Genomic DNA, 15973 nt, shown 5'->3' with positions numbered 1-15973 from the left:
GATTACTCCTCATTAATCTTATGCAGCAACTTATCAGCGTAATCCCCACGCAGGAAGTCAGTATTTAAGCCCGCTTGCCGCAGCTTTAGCTCGAGCAGCGCAAGGCGACGGCTCAGCTCAGCATAGCGGGGATCGCACTCCTGAACGCCTTTAAGTAAGTCATTTAGCATCACGGCTTCTTTACGATGTTCAAGTTCGGGAGGTAAACAACCCGCATTCTTGAGTAATCGATAACCTGCGCGTAGCTCGGGCGGCACATGTGAATCATCATCCAGAATCAGTGGTTCGCCACTGCCCGGAAGATTATCCAATTCACCTTTGCGCTGGGCATCAAGAATATGGCGTTCTGCCCACTGATCCAGTAACCACATAATACGGCTCCGGCGATGAACAAAAAGAATGCAGATATTGTAAACAAGCAGGAATAGGGAGGATATAAAAAAACCCGCCGGAGCGGGTTTTTTTACGTTACTACAGATTACTCTGCAGCAGCTTCTGCTTTCGATTCAGAGCGATCAACCAGCTCGATGTATGCCATCGGCGCGTTGTCGCCTGCACGGAAGCCACACTTCATAATACGAGTGTAACCACCGGCGCGGCTCGCGAAACGCGGGCCCAGCTCGTTAAACAGTTTTGCCACGATCTCGTTATCACGAGTGCGGGCGAATGCCAGACGACGATTAGCAACGCTATCAGTCTTGGCAAGAGTAATCAGCGGCTCAACTACGCGACGCAGTTCTTTCGCTTTCGGCAGGGTCGTCTTGATGATTTCATGACGAACCAGCGAACCAGCCATGTTACGGAACATAGCCTGGCGATGGCTGCTGTTGCGGTTCAGTTGACGACCACTCTTACGATGGCGCATGACCTTATCCTTCTCAGTAAAACCTTAACCTGTGATCCGGTTACTCGTCAGCAATGCTTGCCGGTGGCCAGTTTTCCAGGCGCATGCCCAGAGACAAACCACGTGAAGCCAGCACGTCTTTAATCTCGGTAAGAGATTTTTTACCCAGGTTCGGCGTTTTCAGCAACTCAACCTCGGTACGCTGTACCAGATCACCGATATAGTGGATAGCTTCTGCCTTGAGGCAGTTAGCAGAGCGGACAGTCAATTCGAGATCGTCAACAGGGCGCAGCAGGATCGGATCGAATTCTGGTTTCTCTTCTTTCACTTCCGGCTGACGTACATCACGTAAGTCAACGAAAGCTTCCAGTTGTTCTGCCAGGATGGTTGCCGCACGACGAATCGCCTCTTCAGGATCGATTGTGCCGTTGGTTTCCATTTCGATGACCAGCTTGTCCAGGTCGGTACGCTGTTCTACACGCGCTGCTTCAACATTGTAGGCAATACGCTCTACCGGGCTGTAGCATGCGTCGACCAGCAGACGGCCGATTGGGCGCTCATCTTCTTCCGAATGAATTCGGGCAGAAGCCGGCACATAACCGCGACCGCGCTGAACTTTGATACGCATGCTAATAGCTGCGTTCTCATCGGTCAGGTGGCAGATCACATGTTGCGGCTTGACGATTTCGACATCACCGTCATGGGTAATGTCGGCTGCGGTCACAGGGCCAATGCCAGATTTGTTCAAAGTAAGGATGACTTCATCTTTACCCTGAACTCTCACCGCCAGCCCTTTCAGGTTGAGCAGGATTTCAAGGATATCTTCCTGAACGCCTTCTTTGGTGCTGTACTCATGAAGTACACCATCAATCTCAACCTCGGTCACCGCGCAACCCGGCATCGATGAGAGCAGAATACGGCGCAGTGCGTTACCTAGAGTATGGCCAAAGCCACGCTCTAAAGGTTCAAGGGTCACCTTGGCGTGCGTCGAACTCACTTGCTCGATATCGACCAGGCGCGGTTTTAGAAACTCTGTCACAGAACCCTGCATTGTGTCCTCTCTTTGGTACTAAGCTTTACTTGGAGTAAAGCTCGACGATCAGGTGTTCGTTAATGTCCGCAGACAGATCAGAACGTTCCGGCAGACGCTTGAACGTACCTTCCATCTTGCCAGCATCAACTTCCAGCCAGGTTGGCTTTTCACGCTGCTCAGCCAGCTCCAGAGCGGCTTTCACGCGAGATTGCTTTTTCGCTTTCTCACGAATGCTGACAACGTCATTCGCTTTAACCTGATAAGAAGCGATGTTAACAACACGACCGTTTACCATGATAGCTTTGTGGCTAACCAGCTGACGTGATTCAGCACGAGTCGCGCCGAAGCCCATACGGTATACAACGTTGTCCAGACGACCTTCCAGCAGAGTCAACAGGTTTTCACCGGTGTTGCCTTTCAGACGCGCTGCTTCTTTATAATAGTTACGGAACTGACGCTCCAGCACACCGTACATACGGCGAACTTTTTGCTTTTCACGCAACTGCACACCATAGTCAGACAGACGCGGTTTACGCGCACCGTGCTGGCCAGGAGCTTGTTCAATTTTACACTTGGTATCGATCGCGCGAACGCCAGACTTAAGGAACAGGTCTGTGCCCTCACGACGGCTCAGCTTGAGCTTAGGACCCAAATATCTTGCCATTTTCTTTCTCCAACAATCCTAGAAACGAACGCGTTATACGCGACGTTTTTTCGGCGGACGACAACCGTTATGAGGGATCGGAGTCACATCAGTAATATTAGTGATGCGGAAACCAGCGGCGTTCAGTGCACGAATAGTAGATTCGCGACCTGGACCCGGACCTTTGACCATAACTTCCAGATTCTTGATGCCGTATTCTTTTACGGCTTCAGCGCAACGCTCTGCTGCAACCTGAGCTGCGAACGGAGTGGATTTGCGAGAACCACGGAAACCGGAACCACCGGCTGTTGCCCAACCCAGCGCGTTACCTTGACGATCGGTAATGGTAACGATGGTGTTGTTAAAAGAAGCATGGACATGAGCCACGCCATCAGAGACTTGTTTTCTTACACGCTTACGTGCACGAACTGGTGCCTTTGCCATTATTCAATCACCCCGATTATTTCTTGATCGGTTTACGCGGACCCTTACGGGTACGTGCGTTGGTCTTAGTACGCTGACCGCGAACCGGAAGACCACGACGATGGCGTAAACCACGATAGCAACCAAGGTCCATCAGACGCTTGATGCTCAGGGTGATTTCACGGCGCAGATCACCTTCAACGACAAATTTACCTACCGCTTCACGCAGGGATTCAATTTGTTCTTCAGACAGCTCACTGATCTTAACATTTTCAGCGATACCCGTGTCAGCACAGATGGCTTTAGAGCGGGTCTTGCCGATACCGAAAATGGCAGTTAATGCGATTACGGTATGTTTGTGATCAGGAATGTTAATGCCTGCTATACGGGCCACTATGCACTCCTACTATTTAATATGTACGCACCATGCTGAAAAGCCCGTTTTCAGGATACTCAAATGGAAACGTACAGACATACAAAAGATTGGCTGGCTAATCTAGCCAGCTCAACCCAACTTTGCAAGAAAAATATGCGAATAAATCAGCCTTGGCGCTGTTTATGCTTCGGCTCGGCACTGCAAATCACGCGGATGACGCCATCACGCTTAACGATTTTGCAGTTACGGCATAATTTCTTGACGGAAGCACGAACTTTCATTTTTACTCTCCGTAACTTCTCGAGCGACCTGTTAGCGGCCGTAGCCTTTCAGATTCGCCTTCTTCAATGCAGACTCATACTGACTTGACATCATCAGAGTTTGCACTTGAGCCATAAAGTCCATAATCACGACAACAACGATAAGCAGTGAGGTCCCACCGAAGTAGAACGGTACTTTCATTGCATCACGCATGAACTCCGGGATCAGGCAGATAAAAGTGATGTATAACGCACCGACCAAAGTCAGGCGAGTCATTACTTTATCGATATACTTCGCCGTTTGCTCTCCCGGACGAATTCCTGGTACAAATGCACCGGACTTCTTCAGGTTATCTGCTGTTTCACGCGGGTTGAAAACCAACGCCGTGTAGAAGAAACAGAAGAAGATGATTGCAGACGCATAGAGTAACACATAAAGCGGTTGCCCAGGCTGCAAATACAGCGAAATTGTTGTCAGCCAGTTCCAACCAGTACCGCCCCCGAACCAAGATGTAATGGTTGCCGGGAACAGAATAATACTGGAAGCGAAGATTGCCGGGATGACCCCTGCCATATTCACTTTCAGCGGTAAATGTGTGCTCTGTGCAGCATAGACACGACGACCCTGTTGACGTTTCGCGTAGTTTACCACAATGCGGCGTTGGCCACGCTCAACAAACACAACAAAGAAGGTCACTGCAAATACTAATACTGCAACCAACAGCAACAGGAGGAAGTGCAGGTCGCCTTGACGCGCTTGCTCGATAGTATGGGCTATGGCCGGCGGGAGTCCCGCAACGATACCAGCGAAGATAATGATCGAAATACCGTTACCGATACCACGCTCAGTGATCTGTTCGCCGAGCCACATCAGGAACATCGTTCCTGAGACCAGACTAACAACAGCGGTGAAATAGAATGCAAAGCCTGGATTTATTACCAGGCCCTGCATACCAGGCATATTCGGTAGACCGGTAGCAATACCGATCGACTGGAATATCGCCAGCACCAGAGTACCGTAGCGGGTGTACTGGCTGATCTTACGACGACCAGACTCCCCTTCTTTCTTCAGCTCCGCTAACGGCTGATAAACAACCGTTAACAGCTGGACAATGATCGATGCCGAAATATACGGCATGATACCCAGAGCAAAGATTGAAGCACGGCTGAGAGCACCACCAGAGAACATGTTGAACATTTCAATGATGGTGCCTCGCTGTTGCTCAAGCAGTTTGGCAAGTACAGCGGCATCAATACCAGGGATCGGAATAAAAGAGCCAATACGGAACACAATCAACGCACCGATTACAAACAACAGTCTGCGCTTCAGTTCGCCAATCCCACCTTTGGCACTTTGAAAATCTAATCCCGGTTGCTTAGCCATCTGCTACTTATTCCTCAATTTTACCGCCAGCAGCTTCGATAGCAGCACGAGCACCTTTAGTCACGCGCAGGCCACGAACAGTTACCGGACGAGATACTTCACCAGACAGGATCACTTTCGCGAACTCGATCTGGATACCGATAATGTTAGCCGCTTTCAGCGTGTTCAGGTCGATAACATCGCCTTCTACGTGAGCCAGATCAGACAGACGAACTTCTGCAGTGATCATCGCTTTACGAGAAGTGAAGCCGAATTTCGGCAGGCGACGGTACAGAGGCATCTGACCACCTTCGAAACCGCGACGTACGCCACCGCCAGAACGAGAGTTCTGACCTTTGTGACCACGACCACCGGTTTTACCGAGGCCAGAACCGATACCACGACCCAGGCGTTTACCCGCCTTTTTAGAGCCTTCGGCCGGAGACAGAGTATTTAAACGCATCTCTTACTCCTCAACTTTAACCATGAAGGAAACCGCGTTGACCATACCACGAACAGCAGGAGTATCCTCGCGCTCTACGGTGTGACCAATACGACGCAGACCCAGGCCAAGCAGCGTTGCCTTGTGTTTCGGCAGACGACCGATTGCACTGCGGGTTTGAGTAATTTTAATAGTCTTTGCCATGGTTTATTTCCCCAGAATTTCTTCAACGGATTTACCACGCTTGGCAGCGACCATTTCTGGAGAATTCATATTTTCCAGGCCATCAATAGTTGCACGAACCACGTTGATCGGGTTGGTGGAACCATATGCTTTGGCCAGAACGTTATGAACTCCAGCAACTTCCAGAACGGCGCGCATTGCACCACCGGCGATGATACCGGTACCTTCGGAAGCTGGCTGCATGAATACACGAGAACCCGTGTGAACACCTTTAACCGGGTGCTGCAGGGTGCCGTGGTTCAGCGCGACGTTAATCATATTGCGACGGGCTTTTTCCATCGCTTTCTGGATCGCTGCTGGAACTTCACGCGCTTTACCGTAACCAAAACCAACGCGACCGTTACCGTCACCAACTACAGTCAGAGCTGTGAAGGAGAAAATACGACCACCTTTAACGGTTTTAGATACGCGGTTAACCGCGATCAGCTTTTCCTGCAGTTCGCCAGCTTGTTTTTCGATGTGAGCCATCTTACACCTCTACCTTAGAACTGAAGGCCAGCTTCACGGGCAGCATCTGCCAGTGCCTGGACACGACCATGATATTGGAACCCGGAACGGTCAAAGGATACATCTTTGATGCCTTTTTCCAGAGCGCGTTCAGCGACAGCTTTACCCACAGCTGCAGCCGCGTCTTTGTTACCGGTGTACTTCAGTTGTTCAGCGATAGCTTTTTCTACAGTAGAAGCAGCTACCAGAACTTCAGAACCGTTCGGTGCAATTACCTGTGCGTAAATATGACGCGGGGTACGATGTACCACCAGGCGAGTTGCACCCAGCTCCTGGAGCTTGCGGCGTGCGCGGGTCGCACGACGGATACGAGCAGATTTCTTATCCATAGTGTTACCTTACTTCTTCTTAGCCTCTTTGGTACGCACGACTTCGTCGGCGTAACGAACACCCTTACCTTTATAAGGCTCAGGACGACGGTAGGCGCGCAGATCTGCTGCAACCTGACCGATCACCTGCTTATCAGCGCCTTTCAGCACGATTTCAGTTTGAGTCGGACATTCTGCAGTGATACCGGCCGGCAGTTTATGCTCAACAGGATGAGAGAAACCTAAAGCCAGGTTTACTACATCCCCTTTGACCGCTGCACGATAACCTACACCAACCAGCTGAAGCTTTTTAGTGAAGCCTTCGGTAACACCAACAACCATTGAGTTCAGCAGGGCACGCGCGGTACCAGCCTGAGCCCATCCATCCACGAAACCATCACGCGGACCGAAGGTCAGAGCATTATCTGCATGTTTAACTTCAACAGCATTGTTGAGGGTACGAGTCAGCTCGCCGTTTTTACCTTTGATCGTAATAACCTGACCGTTGATTTTTACATCAACGCCGGCAGGAACAACGACCGGTGCTTTAGCAACACGAGACATTTTTTCCTCCGATTAGGCTACGTAGCAGATAATTTCGCCACCAAGACCAGCCTGGCGCGCTGCACGATCAGTCATAACACCTTTAGAGGTAGAAATAACCGCGATACCCAGACCCGCCATAACTTTCGGCAGCTCATCTTTACGTTTGTAGATGCGCAGACCTGGGCGGCTGACACGCTGAATGCTTTCTACAACAGCTTTACCCTGGAAATACTTAAGAGTCAGTTCCAGTTCCGGCTTGATGTCGCCTTCAACTTTAAAATCTTCAATAAAGCCTTCTTCCTTCAGCACGTTGGCAATTGCCACTTTCAGCTTGGAGGAAGGCATGGTGACCGCAGCTTTATTCGCGGCCTGACCGTTACGGATACGGGTCAGCATATCCGCGATCGGATCTTGCATGCTCATCTGTCTTTACTCCCGTGATTCAATTGGTGACAATTACCAGCTAGCCTTTTTCAGACCCGGGATTTCACCGCGCATTGCGGCTTCACGGACCTTGATACGGCTCAACCCGAACTTCCGCAGGAAACCATGCGGACGACCTGTTTGACGGCAGCGATTACGCTGACGAGACGGGCTGGAATCACGCGGCAGAGTCTGCAGCTTGAGAACAGCATTCCAACGATCTTCGTCGGTTGCGTTCACATCAGAGATGATAGCTTTCAGTTCAGCGCGTTTAGCGAAGAATTTATCAGCTAAAGCCACGCGCTTTACTTCGCGTGCTTTCATTGATTGCTTAGCCATTAAGTAACCCTACCTTACTTGCGGAACGGGAAGTCAAAGGCAGCCAGCAGAGCGCGGCCTTCTTCATCAGATTTCGCAGTAGTGGTAATGGTAATATCCAAACCACGAACGCGGTCGACTTTATCGTAGTCGATTTCTGGGAAGATGATCTGCTCACGGACACCCATGCTGTAGTTGCCACGACCGTCGAAAGACTTAGCGGACAAGCCACGGAAGTCACGGATACGCGGTACAGCAATAGTGATCAGGCGCTCAAAGAACTCCCACATGCGTTCGCCACGCAGAGTTACTTTACAGCCGATCGGATAGCCCTGACGGATTTTGAAGCCTGCAACTGATTTGCGTGCTTTGGTGATCAGCGGTTTTTGACCGGAGATTGCTGTCAGATCCGCTGCTGCGTTATCCAGCAGTTTCTTGTCAGCGATCGCTTCACCAACACCCATGTTCAGGGTGATCTTCTCGACCCGAGGGACTTGCATGACAGAATTGTAGTTAAACTCAGTCATGAGTTTCTTAACTACTTCGTCTTTGTAGTAATCATGCAGTTTCGCCATCGTACTACTCCAAATTACTTGATAGTTTCGCTGTTAGACTTGAAGAAACGGACTTTTTTGCCGTCTTCGAATCTAAAGCCTACACGGTCAGCCTTGCCGGTTGCCGCATTGAAGATTGCAACGTTAGAAACCTGAATAGCAGCTTCTTTTTCAACGATGCCGCCTGGTTGGTTCAGAGCCGGAACCGGCTTCTGGTGTTTCTTAACCAGGTTGATACCTTCAACAATGAGCTTGCCGGAAGACAAGACATTCTTAACTTTACCGCGTTTACCTTTATCTTTACCGGTTAACACGATAACTTCGTCATCACGACGGATTTTCGCTGCCATGATTCGCTCCTTAGAGTACTTCTGGGGCCAGAGAGATAATTTTCATGAACTTCTCGTTACGAAGTTCACGAGTTACCGGCCCAAAAATACGCGTACCGATGGGCTGCTCGCTGTTATTGTTTAAAATAACGCATGCATTACCATCGAAGCGAATGACAGAACCGTCCGGGCGACGAACACCCTTCTTGGTGCGCACCACTACCGCCTTCAGCACATCACCTTTTTTGACCTTACCACGCGGAATTGCTTCTTTGATGGTGATCTTGATGATGTCGCCTACGCCTGCGTAGCGACGGTGCGAGCCACCCAGAACCTTGATACACATTACGCGACGTGCACCGGAGTTGTCGGCGACGTTCAGCATAGTCTGTTCTTGGATCATTTTAGTGCTCCGCTAATGTCAACTACTACTGAGACCCAAAAGTAGGGTCGTTAAAAAAGCCCCATATCGAGGGCGCGGCATTATAACACCGCAAATCAGATATGGGTAGAAAAAATAAACGGCTCATCGCTGAGCCGTTTATCCGTATCGAGAATGCGTACTGTATTACAGAACCGCTTTCTCTACAACGCGAACCAGCGTCCAGGACTTAGTCTTGGACAGCGGACGGCATTCGCGGATTTCAACCACGTCACCGATACCGCATTCGTTGTTCTCGTCATGTACGTGCAGTTTGGTCGTACGCTTGATGAATTTGCCGTATACCGGGTGTTTCACCATACGTTCGATAGCAACAACAATGGATTTCTCCATTTTGTCGCTAACCACGCGACCTTGCAGAGTACGGATTTTATCGGTCATTACGCACCCGCCTTCTGAGTCAGTAAAGTCTTAACGCGTGCAACATCACGACGCACTTGCTTCAGCAGATGAGTCTGTTGCAGCTGGCCACTTGCAGCCTGCATACGCAGGTTGAACTGCTCACGCAGCAGGTTCAGCAGTTCAGCGTTCAGCTCTTCAACGCTTTTTTCACGCAGCTCTTTTGCTTTCATTACATCACCGTCTTAGTTACAAAGGTGGTTTTGATCGGCAGTTTCGCTGCTGCCAGGCCGAATGCTTCACGGGCCAGCTCTTCCGGTACGCCGTCCATTTCATAAAGGACTTTACCCGGCTGAATCAAGGCAACCCAGTACTCCACGTTACCTTTACCTTTACCCATACGAACTTCCAGCGGCTTCTCGGTGATCGGTTTGTCCGGGAATACACGGATCCAGATCTTACCTTGACGCTTAACTGCACGGGTCATAGCACGACGTGCTGCTTCGATCTGACGTGCAGTCAGACGACCACGGCCAACAGCTTTCAGACCGAAAGTGCCGAAGCTAACATCCGTACCCTGCGCCAGACCACGGTTGCGGCCTTTGTGCACTTTACGGAATTTTGTACGCTTTGGTTGTAACATCAGCGACGCTCCTTATTTACGGCCTTTACGCTGCTGCTTTTTAGGTTGAGCAGCCGGTTCCGGTTGTTCAACAGCAGCCATACCACCCAGGATCTCACCTTTGAAGATCCATACCTTAACGCCGATTACACCGTAAGTGGTGTGCGCTTCAGAGGTGTTGTAGTCGATGTCAGCACGCAGAGTGTGCAGCGGTACGCGACCTTCACGGTACCATTCGGTACGTGCGATTTCCGCGCCGCCCAGACGGCCGCTAACTTCAACTTTGATACCTTTAGCGCCCAGACGCATTGCGTTCTGTACAGCACGCTTCATAGCACGACGGAACATAACGCGACGTTCCAGCTGAGAAGTGATGCTGTCAGCAACCAATTTAGCGTCCAGTTCAGGCTTACGAACTTCGGCAATATTGATCTGTGCAGGCACGCCAGCGAGATCCGCGACGACCTTGCGCAGTTTTTCTACGTCTTCGCCTTTCTTACCGATAACGATACCCGGGCGAGCGGTGTGAATGGTCACACGAATGCTCTTAGCCGGACGCTCGATAACGATGCGAGATACAGACGCTTTCGCCAGTTCCTTAGTCAGGTACTGACGTACTTTAAAATCGCTGTCCAGGTTGTCAGCGAATTCTTTGGTGTTCGCAAACCAGGTAGAGTTCCATGGTTTTACAATACCCAGGCGAATACCATTAGGATGTACTTTCTGACCCATTGCTAGTCTCCAGAGTCTCAGCGATCGGACACAACCACAGTAATGTGGCTGGTGCGCTTCAGGATGCGATCTGCACGACCTTTAGCACGCGGCATAATGCGCTTCATGCTCGGGCCTTCGTCTACGAAAATTTTCGCAACTTTCAGATCATCAATGTCAGCGCCATCGTTGTGTTCAGCGTTAGCAATGGCAGATTCCAGTACCTTCTTGACCAGTACAGCAGCTTTCTTGTTGGTGTAGGTCAGAATATCCAGGGCCTGCGACACTTTCTTACCGCGAATCAGGTCAGCAACAAGGCGTACCTTCTGAGCAGAAGAACGAGCATGGCGATGTTGAGCTAAAGTTTCCATCTCTTCCTCCTACCTTATTTCTTCTTCGCTTTTTTATCAGCAGCATGGCCGCGATAAGTACGAGTCGGTGCGAATTCACCCAGTTTGTGACCAACCATTTCGTCGGAAACAAAAACTGGAACGTGCTGACGACCATTATGGACAGCGATGGTCAAACCGATCATGTTAGGAAAGATCGTTGAACGACGGGACCAAGTGCGCAGGGGCTTCTTGTCTCCGCTTTCCACCGCTTTCTCTACCTTCTTCAGCAAGTGCAGGTCAATAAAAGGACCTTTCTTGAGAGAACGTGGCATGGCTTATCCTCTAAAATTATTTGCTACGGCGACGTACGATGAATTTATCAGTACGCTTGTTGCTGCGGGTCTTCTTACCTTTGGTCTGAACGCCCCACGGAGTTACCGGGTGCTTACCAAAGTTACGACCTTCACCACCACCATGTGGGTGGTCGACTGGGTTCATCGCAGTACCGCGAACGGTAGGACGAACGCCACGCCAGCGTGCAGCACCTGCTTTACCCAGAACGCGCAGCATATGCTCAGCATTGCCAACTTCGCCCAGAGTAGCGCGGCAGTCTGCTTCGACTTTACGCATTTCACCAGAACGCAGACGCAGGGTGACATAAGCACCATCGCGAGCAACGATCTGAACGTAAGTACCAGCGGAACGAGCCAGCTGACCGCCTTTACCTGGTTTCATTTCTACGTTATGAACGGTAGAACCAACCGGGATATTGCGCATCGGCAGGGTGTTGCCTGCTTTGATTGCAGCATCAACGCCAGACTGAATCTGGTCGCCAGCTTTCAGGCCTTTAGGGGCCAGAATGTAACGGCGCTCACCGTCTTTGTACAGAACCAGCGCGATATTCGCGGAGCGGTTCGGATCGTACTCAAGACGTTCAACAACTGCCGGGATACCATCTTTGTTGCGTTTGAAGTCAACAATACGGTAGGCCTGTTTGTGACCACCACCGATATGACGAGTGGTGATACGGCCATTGTTGTTACGACCACCGGATTTGCTGTTTTTTTCAACCAGCGGAGCAAAAGGTTTGCCCTTGTGCAGCTCTGGGTTGACCACTTTAACAACGTGGCGACGACCCGGAGATGTCGGTTTACATTTAACAACTGCCATTGTATTACTCCTCCGACTTACTCAGCGCCGCCGACGAAGTCCAGATTCTGGCCTTCCTTCAGGGTGACGTAAGCTTTTTTCCAGTCGCTACGACGACCGATACGCTGTCCGTGACGTTTAACTTTCCCTTTAACAACCAGGGTGTTAACGACTTCGACTTCGACTTCAAACAGTTTCTGCACAGCAGCTTTGATCTCTGCTTTGGTCGCGTCTTTAGCAACTTTGAGAACGATGGTGTTAGTTTTTTCCATCGCAGTAGACGCTTTTTCAGAAACGTGCGGTGCGCGCAGCACCTTCAGCAGACGTTCTTCACGAATCATGCCAGCATCTCCTCAACTTGCTTAACAGCATCAGCAGTCATTACGACTTTGTCGAAGGCGATCAGGCTAACCGGGTCGATACCAGTTGCATCACGTACGTCAACCTTGTGCAGGTTGCGCGCAGCAAGGAACAGGTTTTCGTCCAGCTCACCGGTGATGATCAGCACATCTTCCAGAGCCATGTCTTTCAGTTTCTGTGCCAGCAGCTTAGTTTTAGGCGCTTCTACAGAGAAAGATTCGACAACGATCAGACGATCCTGACGTACCAGTTCGGACAGAATGCTTTTCAGCGCGCCGCGGTACATCTTTTTGTTAACTTTTTGACTGTGGTCCTGCGGACGAGCAGCGAAGGTCACGCCACCTGAACGCCAGATCGGGCTCTTGATAGAACCTGAACGCGCACGGCCGGTACCTTTCTGGCGCCACGGCTTTTTGCCTGAACCAGTTACTTCAGCACGAGTCTTCTGAGCACGAGTACCCTGACGAGCACCAGCTGCATAAGCAACTACAACCTGGTGAACCAGCGCTTCGTTGAAATCACGACCGAAGGTAGTTTCGGAAACAGTCAGCGCGCTCTGCGCGTCTTTCAATACTAATTCCATTGCTATCCCCTTACGCCTTCACAGCTGGTTTAACGATCAGGTCGCTACCGGTTGCACCCGGGACTGCACCTTTAACCAGCAGCAGGTTGCGCTCAGCGTCAACACGTACTACGTCCAGGCTCTGAACGGTTACACGTTCGTTACCCAGCTGACCTGCCATTTTCTTGCCTTTGAACACTTTGCCCGGAGTCTGGTTCTGACCGATAGAACCCGGAACGCGGTGAGACAAGGAGTTACCGTGAGTTGCGTCCTGGGTACGGAAGTTCCAGCGCTTAACGGTACCAGCAAAACCTTTACCTTTAGAGGTACCGGTTACGTCAACTTTTTTAACGTCAGCAAACAGCTCAACGCTAATGTCCTGACCTACGGTGAACTCTTCGCCGTCAGCCAGACGGAATTCCCACAGACCACGGCCAGCTTCAACGCCAGCTTTAGCGAAGTGACCCGCTTCCGGTTTGGTTACACGGTTAGCTTTTTTAGCACCAGTGGTAACCTGAACGGCACGGTAGCCATCGTTAGCCAGATCTTTAACCTGAGTAACGCGGTTTGCTTCAACTTCGATTACGGTTACTGGGATAGATACGCCATCTTCAGTGAAGATGCGGGTCATGCCCACTTTTTTACCGACTAAACCAATCATTGTTTCAACCTCTCAATCGCTCGATGACCTGATTAACCCAGGCTGATCTGCACGTCTACACCGGCAGCCAGATCCAGACGCATCAGAGCATCAACGGTTTTTTCAGTTGGCTCAACGATGTCAACCAGACGCTTATGAGTGCGGATTTCGTACTGATCGCGCGCGTCTTTGTTAACGTGCGGAGAGATCAGAACGGTAAAGCGCTCTTTGCGGGTCGGCAGCGGGATCGGACCACGGACTTGCGCACCAGTGCGCTTAGCAGTCTCGACGATTTCCGCGGTTGATTGATCGATCAGACGATGATCAAACGCTTTAAGGCGGATACGGATTCTTTGGTTCTGCATGAGACCAGAGCTCCAATTATTTTATAGACGAAATGGTTACTCCTCATACCCATTACGATTGATGGGAGAGTGTAACCGTTCTTACATAGTTCCCCAATTGGGAACATTGTTTGGTAGCTTGTTGCTACTACCAGGGTTCATATCGAACCGGCCGTCAACTTTGACAGGCCCGCGCATTATACGCAAATTCAGCCACAACGCAAGTACTGCGTAGAAAATCATCACTTCTTTCTGCGAGTCCGCTTCCGCTCACGCCGTAACGCAACCTGTAGACATAAAAAATTTGGATAAGTCAGTCCATTCCCGGTCATTGGCCTTTGCCAGATGCTCTCCTCCTCAGCACACTCGGTGCTAACAGCCACAACATGGAGAAAATCAATGGCAGTTGCGAACGTTGTCTTCTTTATTATCTACGGCGGCTTATTGCTCACTCTCAGCTGGCACGATCTGCGCTATGGCTTGCTACCCGATAAATTCACCTGCCCTCTGCTCTGGAGCGGGCTGCTTTACTATGTATGTATGTCGCCGGTCAATCTGCCGCATGCGGTATGGGGAGCGATAGCAGGCTATCTGGCCTTTGCGTTAATTTATTGGTTCTACAGGGGAGTACGTGGGTCTGAAGGTATCGGCTACGGTGATGTAAAGTTACTCGCCGCACTCGGAGCCTGGCATGGCTGGAGAGCTTTACCGCAGCTGGTTCTTATCGCAACGATTCTGGCATGCGCTGCCGTAGCAGTAGTGATTCTACGCACCAGAGAAAGAGAGGCATTACATAACCCGCTACCTTTTGGCCCTTTTCTGGCCGTAGCGGGTTTATCATCTGAAGGTGTGACCTTTCTTAGTCCGCCACTTTAATCTGCGACTGAAGATAATTCTGCAGACCAATTTTAGCTATGAGATCCAGTTCGGTTTCAAGCCAATCGATATGCCCTTCTTCGTCTGCAAGGATAGTGATTAACATATCCCGGCTGACGTAGTCATGGACGCTGTCGGCATAGGCAATGGCTTCTCGTAGATCCTTTGCCCCTTCCAGTTCCAGCCTCAGGTCAGATTGCAGCATCTCCTCGACGTCCTCCCCAATGCGGAGTTTACCGAGGTCCTGCAGGTTAGGGATCCCCTCAAGAAACAAAATACGCTCAATATACTTATCGGCATGCTTCATTTCATCGATGGATTCATGGTATTCGACATCATTGAGGCGCATCAGGCCCCAGTTTTTGAACATTCTCGCATGGAGAAAGTACTGATTAATTGCGACCAGCTCATTTCCCAATAATTTATTGAGATAACTTATGATTTTGACATCACCTTTCATTATATAGTCCCTCCGCTTCCACTTATTGAAGCGTAGTTCGGGCTATTAGGATGTCAAAGTTAAGCCGTGGTCTTCAGGCAATCTCTTGATATTCCGGCATGCGAGTCAATTCATCTTCCATAATTTCTCTGGCCGCGCGCACACACTTACCGCATTGATTTCCCACGGGAATAAATTTGCGCAACTGCTGGAAAGATTGAGGGTGAAACTGGCGCACAGCCTGACGAATTTTTTTATCGTTCACACCATTACACAGACAAACGTACATACATACTCCCGTTCAACTTACAGGCGAAGTGTAAATGAGAATAGTTATGATTACAATAGGCTGTTTATTAAATATACATATCATTTATTGTCTGTAATCTTTCACGGATATACCTTCAAATTACAGACAGCAAAAAGGGCGCCTTAGCGCCCTTTTTCATTCCGGACTAATAATTAGCCGAGAACTTTAGCAACAACGCCCGCGCCAACGGTACGGCCGCCTTCACGGATTGCGAAACGCAGACCGTCGTCCATCG

The 15973-nt window shown here is 50.2% G+C and carries 33 protein-coding genes; 1 reads left to right on the top strand and 32 read right to left on the bottom strand.

The genetic code is table 11. The annotated features are described in order from the left end of the window. Positions 1–2: 2 nt before the first annotated feature. The 29 genes from ABLV75_RS02375 to rpsJ all read right to left on the bottom strand — a co-directional run bounded on the left by ABLV75_RS02375 (position 3) and on the right by rpsJ (position 14134). The gene (locus tag ABLV75_RS02375) at positions 3–371 is read right to left on the bottom strand and encodes a DUF1992 domain-containing protein (protein WP_004106314.1); all 369 of its coding nucleotides are present in this window, start codon (positions 369–371) and stop codon (positions 3–5) included. Positions 372–478: 107 nt separating this feature from the next. After that, the gene (gene rplQ / locus ABLV75_RS02370; protein WP_004106324.1) at positions 479–865 is read right to left on the bottom strand and encodes a 50S ribosomal protein L17; all 387 of its coding nucleotides are present in this window, start codon (positions 863–865) and stop codon (positions 479–481) included. Positions 866–905: 40 nt separating this feature from the next. After that, entirely contained in the window at positions 906–1895 is a 990-nt protein-coding gene (rpoA, locus tag ABLV75_RS02365) for a DNA-directed RNA polymerase subunit alpha (RefSeq protein WP_002919219.1), read from the bottom strand. Between the two features lie 25 nt (positions 1896–1920). After that, positions 1921–2541, bottom strand: a complete 621-nt coding sequence (gene rpsD, locus ABLV75_RS02360) for a 30S ribosomal protein S4 (protein ID WP_004106330.1) — start codon at positions 2539–2541, stop codon at positions 1921–1923. Positions 2542–2574: 33 nt separating this feature from the next. Beyond that, positions 2575–2964, bottom strand: a complete 390-nt coding sequence (gene rpsK / locus ABLV75_RS02355; protein WP_004138423.1) for a 30S ribosomal protein S11 — start codon at positions 2962–2964, stop codon at positions 2575–2577. Between the two features lie 16 nt (positions 2965–2980). Beyond that, on the bottom strand, positions 2981–3337 hold the full coding sequence (gene rpsM / locus ABLV75_RS02350) for a 30S ribosomal protein S13 (protein ID WP_004106333.1): 357 nt from the start codon (positions 3335–3337) through the stop codon (positions 2981–2983). Positions 3338–3483: 146 nt separating this feature from the next. Next, entirely contained in the window at positions 3484–3600 is a 117-nt protein-coding gene (rpmJ, locus tag ABLV75_RS02345; protein ID WP_000868187.1) for a 50S ribosomal protein L36, read from the bottom strand. A gap of 31 nt (positions 3601–3631) precedes the next feature. Further along, positions 3632–4963, bottom strand: a complete 1332-nt coding sequence (secY, locus tag ABLV75_RS02340) for a preprotein translocase subunit SecY (RefSeq protein WP_004106334.1) — start codon at positions 4961–4963, stop codon at positions 3632–3634. Positions 4964–4970: 7 nt separating this feature from the next. Beyond that, positions 4971–5405 carry a 50S ribosomal protein L15 gene (rplO, locus tag ABLV75_RS02335; protein ID WP_004106336.1) on the bottom strand — a complete coding sequence of 145 codons (435 nt, stop codon included), beginning with the start codon at positions 5403–5405 and terminating at the stop codon, positions 4971–4973. A gap of 3 nt (positions 5406–5408) precedes the next feature. Further along, positions 5409–5588, bottom strand: a complete 180-nt coding sequence (gene rpmD / locus ABLV75_RS02330; protein ID WP_001140434.1) for a 50S ribosomal protein L30 — start codon at positions 5586–5588, stop codon at positions 5409–5411. 3 nt (positions 5589–5591) lie between these two features. Next, complete coding sequence (rpsE, locus tag ABLV75_RS02325; RefSeq protein ID WP_004106339.1) at positions 5592–6095, bottom strand: 30S ribosomal protein S5; 504 nt, start codon at positions 6093–6095, stop codon at positions 5592–5594. A gap of 14 nt (positions 6096–6109) precedes the next feature. Continuing rightward, positions 6110–6463 carry a 50S ribosomal protein L18 gene (gene rplR, locus ABLV75_RS02320; RefSeq protein WP_000358960.1) on the bottom strand — a complete coding sequence of 118 codons (354 nt, stop codon included), beginning with the start codon at positions 6461–6463 and terminating at the stop codon, positions 6110–6112. A gap of 9 nt (positions 6464–6472) precedes the next feature. Continuing rightward, complete coding sequence (rplF, locus tag ABLV75_RS02315) at positions 6473–7006, bottom strand: 50S ribosomal protein L6 (RefSeq protein WP_004106341.1); 534 nt, start codon at positions 7004–7006, stop codon at positions 6473–6475. A 12-nt stretch (positions 7007–7018) separates the two neighbouring features. Beyond that, positions 7019–7411 carry a 30S ribosomal protein S8 gene (rpsH, locus tag ABLV75_RS02310; RefSeq protein ID WP_004106343.1) on the bottom strand — a complete coding sequence of 131 codons (393 nt, stop codon included), beginning with the start codon at positions 7409–7411 and terminating at the stop codon, positions 7019–7021. Positions 7412–7444: 33 nt separating this feature from the next. Next, positions 7445–7750: a 30S ribosomal protein S14 gene (gene rpsN / locus ABLV75_RS02305; protein WP_002919667.1), complete on the bottom strand. Its 306-nt coding sequence runs from the start codon at positions 7748–7750 to the stop codon at positions 7445–7447. 14 nt (positions 7751–7764) lie between these two features. Continuing rightward, positions 7765–8304, bottom strand: a complete 540-nt coding sequence (gene rplE / locus ABLV75_RS02300; RefSeq protein WP_001096202.1) for a 50S ribosomal protein L5 — start codon at positions 8302–8304, stop codon at positions 7765–7767. Between the two features lie 14 nt (positions 8305–8318). Continuing rightward, positions 8319–8633, bottom strand: coding sequence for a 50S ribosomal protein L24 (gene rplX / locus ABLV75_RS02295; RefSeq protein ID WP_004106345.1), 315 nt, complete (start codon positions 8631–8633; stop codon positions 8319–8321). Positions 8634–8643: 10 nt separating this feature from the next. After that, a complete protein-coding gene (rplN, locus tag ABLV75_RS02290; protein WP_000613954.1) occupies positions 8644–9015 on the bottom strand; it encodes a 50S ribosomal protein L14 in 372 nt (123 codons plus the stop codon). Between the two features lie 165 nt (positions 9016–9180). After that, positions 9181–9435 (bottom strand): 30S ribosomal protein S17, encoded by a 255-nt coding sequence (gene rpsQ, locus ABLV75_RS02285; protein ID WP_004106347.1) that lies wholly within the window; start codon positions 9433–9435, stop codon positions 9181–9183. Next, on the bottom strand, positions 9435–9626 hold the full coding sequence (rpmC, locus tag ABLV75_RS02280; RefSeq protein ID WP_002919754.1) for a 50S ribosomal protein L29: 192 nt from the start codon (positions 9624–9626) through the stop codon (positions 9435–9437). The genes rpsQ and rpmC overlap by 1 nt, the downstream gene beginning before the upstream one ends. Next, on the bottom strand, positions 9626–10036 hold the full coding sequence (rplP, locus tag ABLV75_RS02275) for a 50S ribosomal protein L16 (protein WP_002919759.1): 411 nt from the start codon (positions 10034–10036) through the stop codon (positions 9626–9628). The genes rpmC and rplP overlap by 1 nt, the downstream gene beginning before the upstream one ends. Positions 10037–10048: 12 nt before the next feature. Further along, entirely contained in the window at positions 10049–10747 is a 699-nt protein-coding gene (gene rpsC / locus ABLV75_RS02270; protein ID WP_004106350.1) for a 30S ribosomal protein S3, read from the bottom strand. 17 nt (positions 10748–10764) lie between these two features. Then, complete coding sequence (rplV, locus tag ABLV75_RS02265) at positions 10765–11097, bottom strand: 50S ribosomal protein L22 (protein WP_002919773.1); 333 nt, start codon at positions 11095–11097, stop codon at positions 10765–10767. 14 nt (positions 11098–11111) lie between these two features. Beyond that, positions 11112–11390, bottom strand: a complete 279-nt coding sequence (gene rpsS, locus ABLV75_RS02260; RefSeq protein ID WP_001138115.1) for a 30S ribosomal protein S19 — start codon at positions 11388–11390, stop codon at positions 11112–11114. Between the two features lie 16 nt (positions 11391–11406). Then, entirely contained in the window at positions 11407–12228 is an 822-nt protein-coding gene (rplB, locus tag ABLV75_RS02255) for a 50S ribosomal protein L2 (protein WP_000301869.1), read from the bottom strand. Between the two features lie 17 nt (positions 12229–12245). Next, positions 12246–12548 (bottom strand): 50S ribosomal protein L23, encoded by a 303-nt coding sequence (gene rplW / locus ABLV75_RS02250; protein ID WP_000617546.1) that lies wholly within the window; start codon positions 12546–12548, stop codon positions 12246–12248. Next, positions 12545–13150 carry a 50S ribosomal protein L4 gene (gene rplD / locus ABLV75_RS02245; RefSeq protein WP_003031119.1) on the bottom strand — a complete coding sequence of 202 codons (606 nt, stop codon included), beginning with the start codon at positions 13148–13150 and terminating at the stop codon, positions 12545–12547. The genes rplW and rplD overlap by 4 nt, the downstream gene beginning before the upstream one ends. 10 nt (positions 13151–13160) lie before the next feature. Beyond that, entirely contained in the window at positions 13161–13790 is a 630-nt protein-coding gene (gene rplC / locus ABLV75_RS02240; RefSeq protein WP_004106354.1) for a 50S ribosomal protein L3, read from the bottom strand. A gap of 32 nt (positions 13791–13822) precedes the next feature. Next, entirely contained in the window at positions 13823–14134 is a 312-nt protein-coding gene (gene rpsJ, locus ABLV75_RS02235) for a 30S ribosomal protein S10 (protein ID WP_001181005.1), read from the bottom strand. A 378-nt stretch (positions 14135–14512) separates the two neighbouring features. Between rpsJ and ABLV75_RS02230 the strand changes: the two genes are divergently transcribed. Beyond that, on the top strand, positions 14513–14989 hold the full coding sequence (locus tag ABLV75_RS02230; RefSeq protein WP_004106362.1) for an A24 family peptidase: 477 nt from the start codon (positions 14513–14515) through the stop codon (positions 14987–14989). On the opposite strand, the gene bfr is transcribed toward ABLV75_RS02230, so the two are convergent. The 3 genes from bfr to ABLV75_RS02215 form a co-directional block, all read right to left on the bottom strand. Beyond that, positions 14973–15449 (bottom strand): bacterioferritin, encoded by a 477-nt coding sequence (bfr, locus tag ABLV75_RS02225; RefSeq protein ID WP_004106364.1) that lies wholly within the window; start codon positions 15447–15449, stop codon positions 14973–14975. The genes ABLV75_RS02230 and bfr overlap by 17 nt on opposite strands. 73 nt (positions 15450–15522) lie before the next feature. Continuing rightward, positions 15523–15717, bottom strand: coding sequence for a bacterioferritin-associated ferredoxin (gene bfd / locus ABLV75_RS02220; RefSeq protein ID WP_004106366.1), 195 nt, complete (start codon positions 15715–15717; stop codon positions 15523–15525). Positions 15718–15890: 173 nt separating this feature from the next. After that, on the bottom strand, positions 15891–15973 hold an 83-nt coding region (locus tag ABLV75_RS02215), incomplete at its 5' end, for a hypothetical protein (RefSeq protein ID WP_000340867.1).

The sequence above is a fragment of the Klebsiella sp. CN_Kp066 genome (assembly GCF_040065135.1).
Classification (GTDB): domain Bacteria; phylum Pseudomonadota; class Gammaproteobacteria; order Enterobacterales; family Enterobacteriaceae; genus Klebsiella; species Klebsiella oxytoca.
This window is presented reverse-complemented; position numbering and strand designations above follow the sequence as displayed.

Coding starts and splice junctions, on each gene's coding strand:
- ABLV75_RS02375 (WP_004106314.1), bottom strand. CDS start 371: ATGTGGTTACTGGATCAGTGGGCAGAACGCCATATTCTTGATGCCCAG.
- rplQ (WP_004106324.1), bottom strand. CDS start 865: ATGCGCCATCGTAAGAGTGGTCGTCAACTGAACCGCAACAGCAGCCAT.
- rpoA (WP_002919219.1), bottom strand. CDS start 1,895: ATGCAGGGTTCTGTGACAGAGTTTCTAAAACCGCGCCTGGTCGATATC.
- rpsD (WP_004106330.1), bottom strand. CDS start 2,541: ATGGCAAGATATTTGGGTCCTAAGCTCAAGCTGAGCCGTCGTGAGGGC.
- rpsK (WP_004138423.1), bottom strand. CDS start 2,964: ATGGCAAAGGCACCAGTTCGTGCACGTAAGCGTGTAAGAAAACAAGTC.
- rpmJ (WP_000868187.1), bottom strand. CDS start 3,600: ATGAAAGTTCGTGCTTCCGTCAAGAAATTATGCCGTAACTGCAAAATC.
- secY (WP_004106334.1), bottom strand. CDS start 4,963: ATGGCTAAGCAACCGGGATTAGATTTTCAAAGTGCCAAAGGTGGGATT.
- rplO (WP_004106336.1), bottom strand. CDS start 5,405: ATGCGTTTAAATACTCTGTCTCCGGCCGAAGGCTCTAAAAAGGCGGGT.
- rpmD (WP_001140434.1), bottom strand. CDS start 5,588: ATGGCAAAGACTATTAAAATTACTCAAACCCGCAGTGCAATCGGTCGT.
- rpsE (WP_004106339.1), bottom strand. CDS start 6,095: ATGGCTCACATCGAAAAACAAGCTGGCGAACTGCAGGAAAAGCTGATC.
- rplR (WP_000358960.1), bottom strand. CDS start 6,463: ATGGATAAGAAATCTGCTCGTATCCGTCGTGCGACCCGCGCACGCCGC.
- rplF (WP_004106341.1), bottom strand. CDS start 7,006: ATGTCTCGTGTTGCTAAAGCACCGGTCGTTGTTCCTGCCGGCGTTGAT.
- rpsH (WP_004106343.1), bottom strand. CDS start 7,411: ATGAGCATGCAAGATCCGATCGCGGATATGCTGACCCGTATCCGTAAC.
- rpsN (WP_002919667.1), bottom strand. CDS start 7,750: ATGGCTAAGCAATCAATGAAAGCACGCGAAGTAAAGCGCGTGGCTTTA.
- rplE (WP_001096202.1), bottom strand. CDS start 8,304: ATGGCGAAACTGCATGATTACTACAAAGACGAAGTAGTTAAGAAACTC.
- rplX (WP_004106345.1), bottom strand. CDS start 8,633: ATGGCAGCGAAAATCCGTCGTGATGACGAAGTTATCGTGTTAACCGGT.
- rplN (WP_000613954.1), bottom strand. CDS start 9,015: ATGATCCAAGAACAGACTATGCTGAACGTCGCCGACAACTCCGGTGCA.
- rpsQ (WP_004106347.1), bottom strand. CDS start 9,435: ATGACCGATAAAATCCGTACTCTGCAAGGTCGCGTGGTTAGCGACAAA.
- rpmC (WP_002919754.1), bottom strand. CDS start 9,626: ATGAAAGCAAAAGAGCTGCGTGAAAAAAGCGTTGAAGAGCTGAACGCT.
- rplP (WP_002919759.1), bottom strand. CDS start 10,036: ATGTTACAACCAAAGCGTACAAAATTCCGTAAAGTGCACAAAGGCCGC.
- rpsC (WP_004106350.1), bottom strand. CDS start 10,747: ATGGGTCAGAAAGTACATCCTAATGGTATTCGCCTGGGTATTGTAAAA.
- rplV (WP_002919773.1), bottom strand. CDS start 11,097: ATGGAAACTTTAGCTCAACATCGCCATGCTCGTTCTTCTGCTCAGAAG.
- rpsS (WP_001138115.1), bottom strand. CDS start 11,390: ATGCCACGTTCTCTCAAGAAAGGTCCTTTTATTGACCTGCACTTGCTG.
- rplB (WP_000301869.1), bottom strand. CDS start 12,228: ATGGCAGTTGTTAAATGTAAACCGACATCTCCGGGTCGTCGCCACGTT.
- rplW (WP_000617546.1), bottom strand. CDS start 12,548: ATGATTCGTGAAGAACGTCTGCTGAAGGTGCTGCGCGCACCGCACGTT.
- rplD (WP_003031119.1), bottom strand. CDS start 13,150: ATGGAATTAGTATTGAAAGACGCGCAGAGCGCGCTGACTGTTTCCGAA.
- rplC (WP_004106354.1), bottom strand. CDS start 13,790: ATGATTGGTTTAGTCGGTAAAAAAGTGGGCATGACCCGCATCTTCACT.
- rpsJ (WP_001181005.1), bottom strand. CDS start 14,134: ATGCAGAACCAAAGAATCCGTATCCGCCTTAAAGCGTTTGATCATCGT.
- ABLV75_RS02230 (WP_004106362.1), top strand. CDS start 14,513: ATGGCAGTTGCGAACGTTGTCTTCTTTATTATCTACGGCGGCTTATTG.
- bfr (WP_004106364.1), bottom strand. CDS start 15,449: ATGAAAGGTGATGTCAAAATCATAAGTTATCTCAATAAATTATTGGGA.
- bfd (WP_004106366.1), bottom strand. CDS start 15,717: ATGTACGTTTGTCTGTGTAATGGTGTGAACGATAAAAAAATTCGTCAG.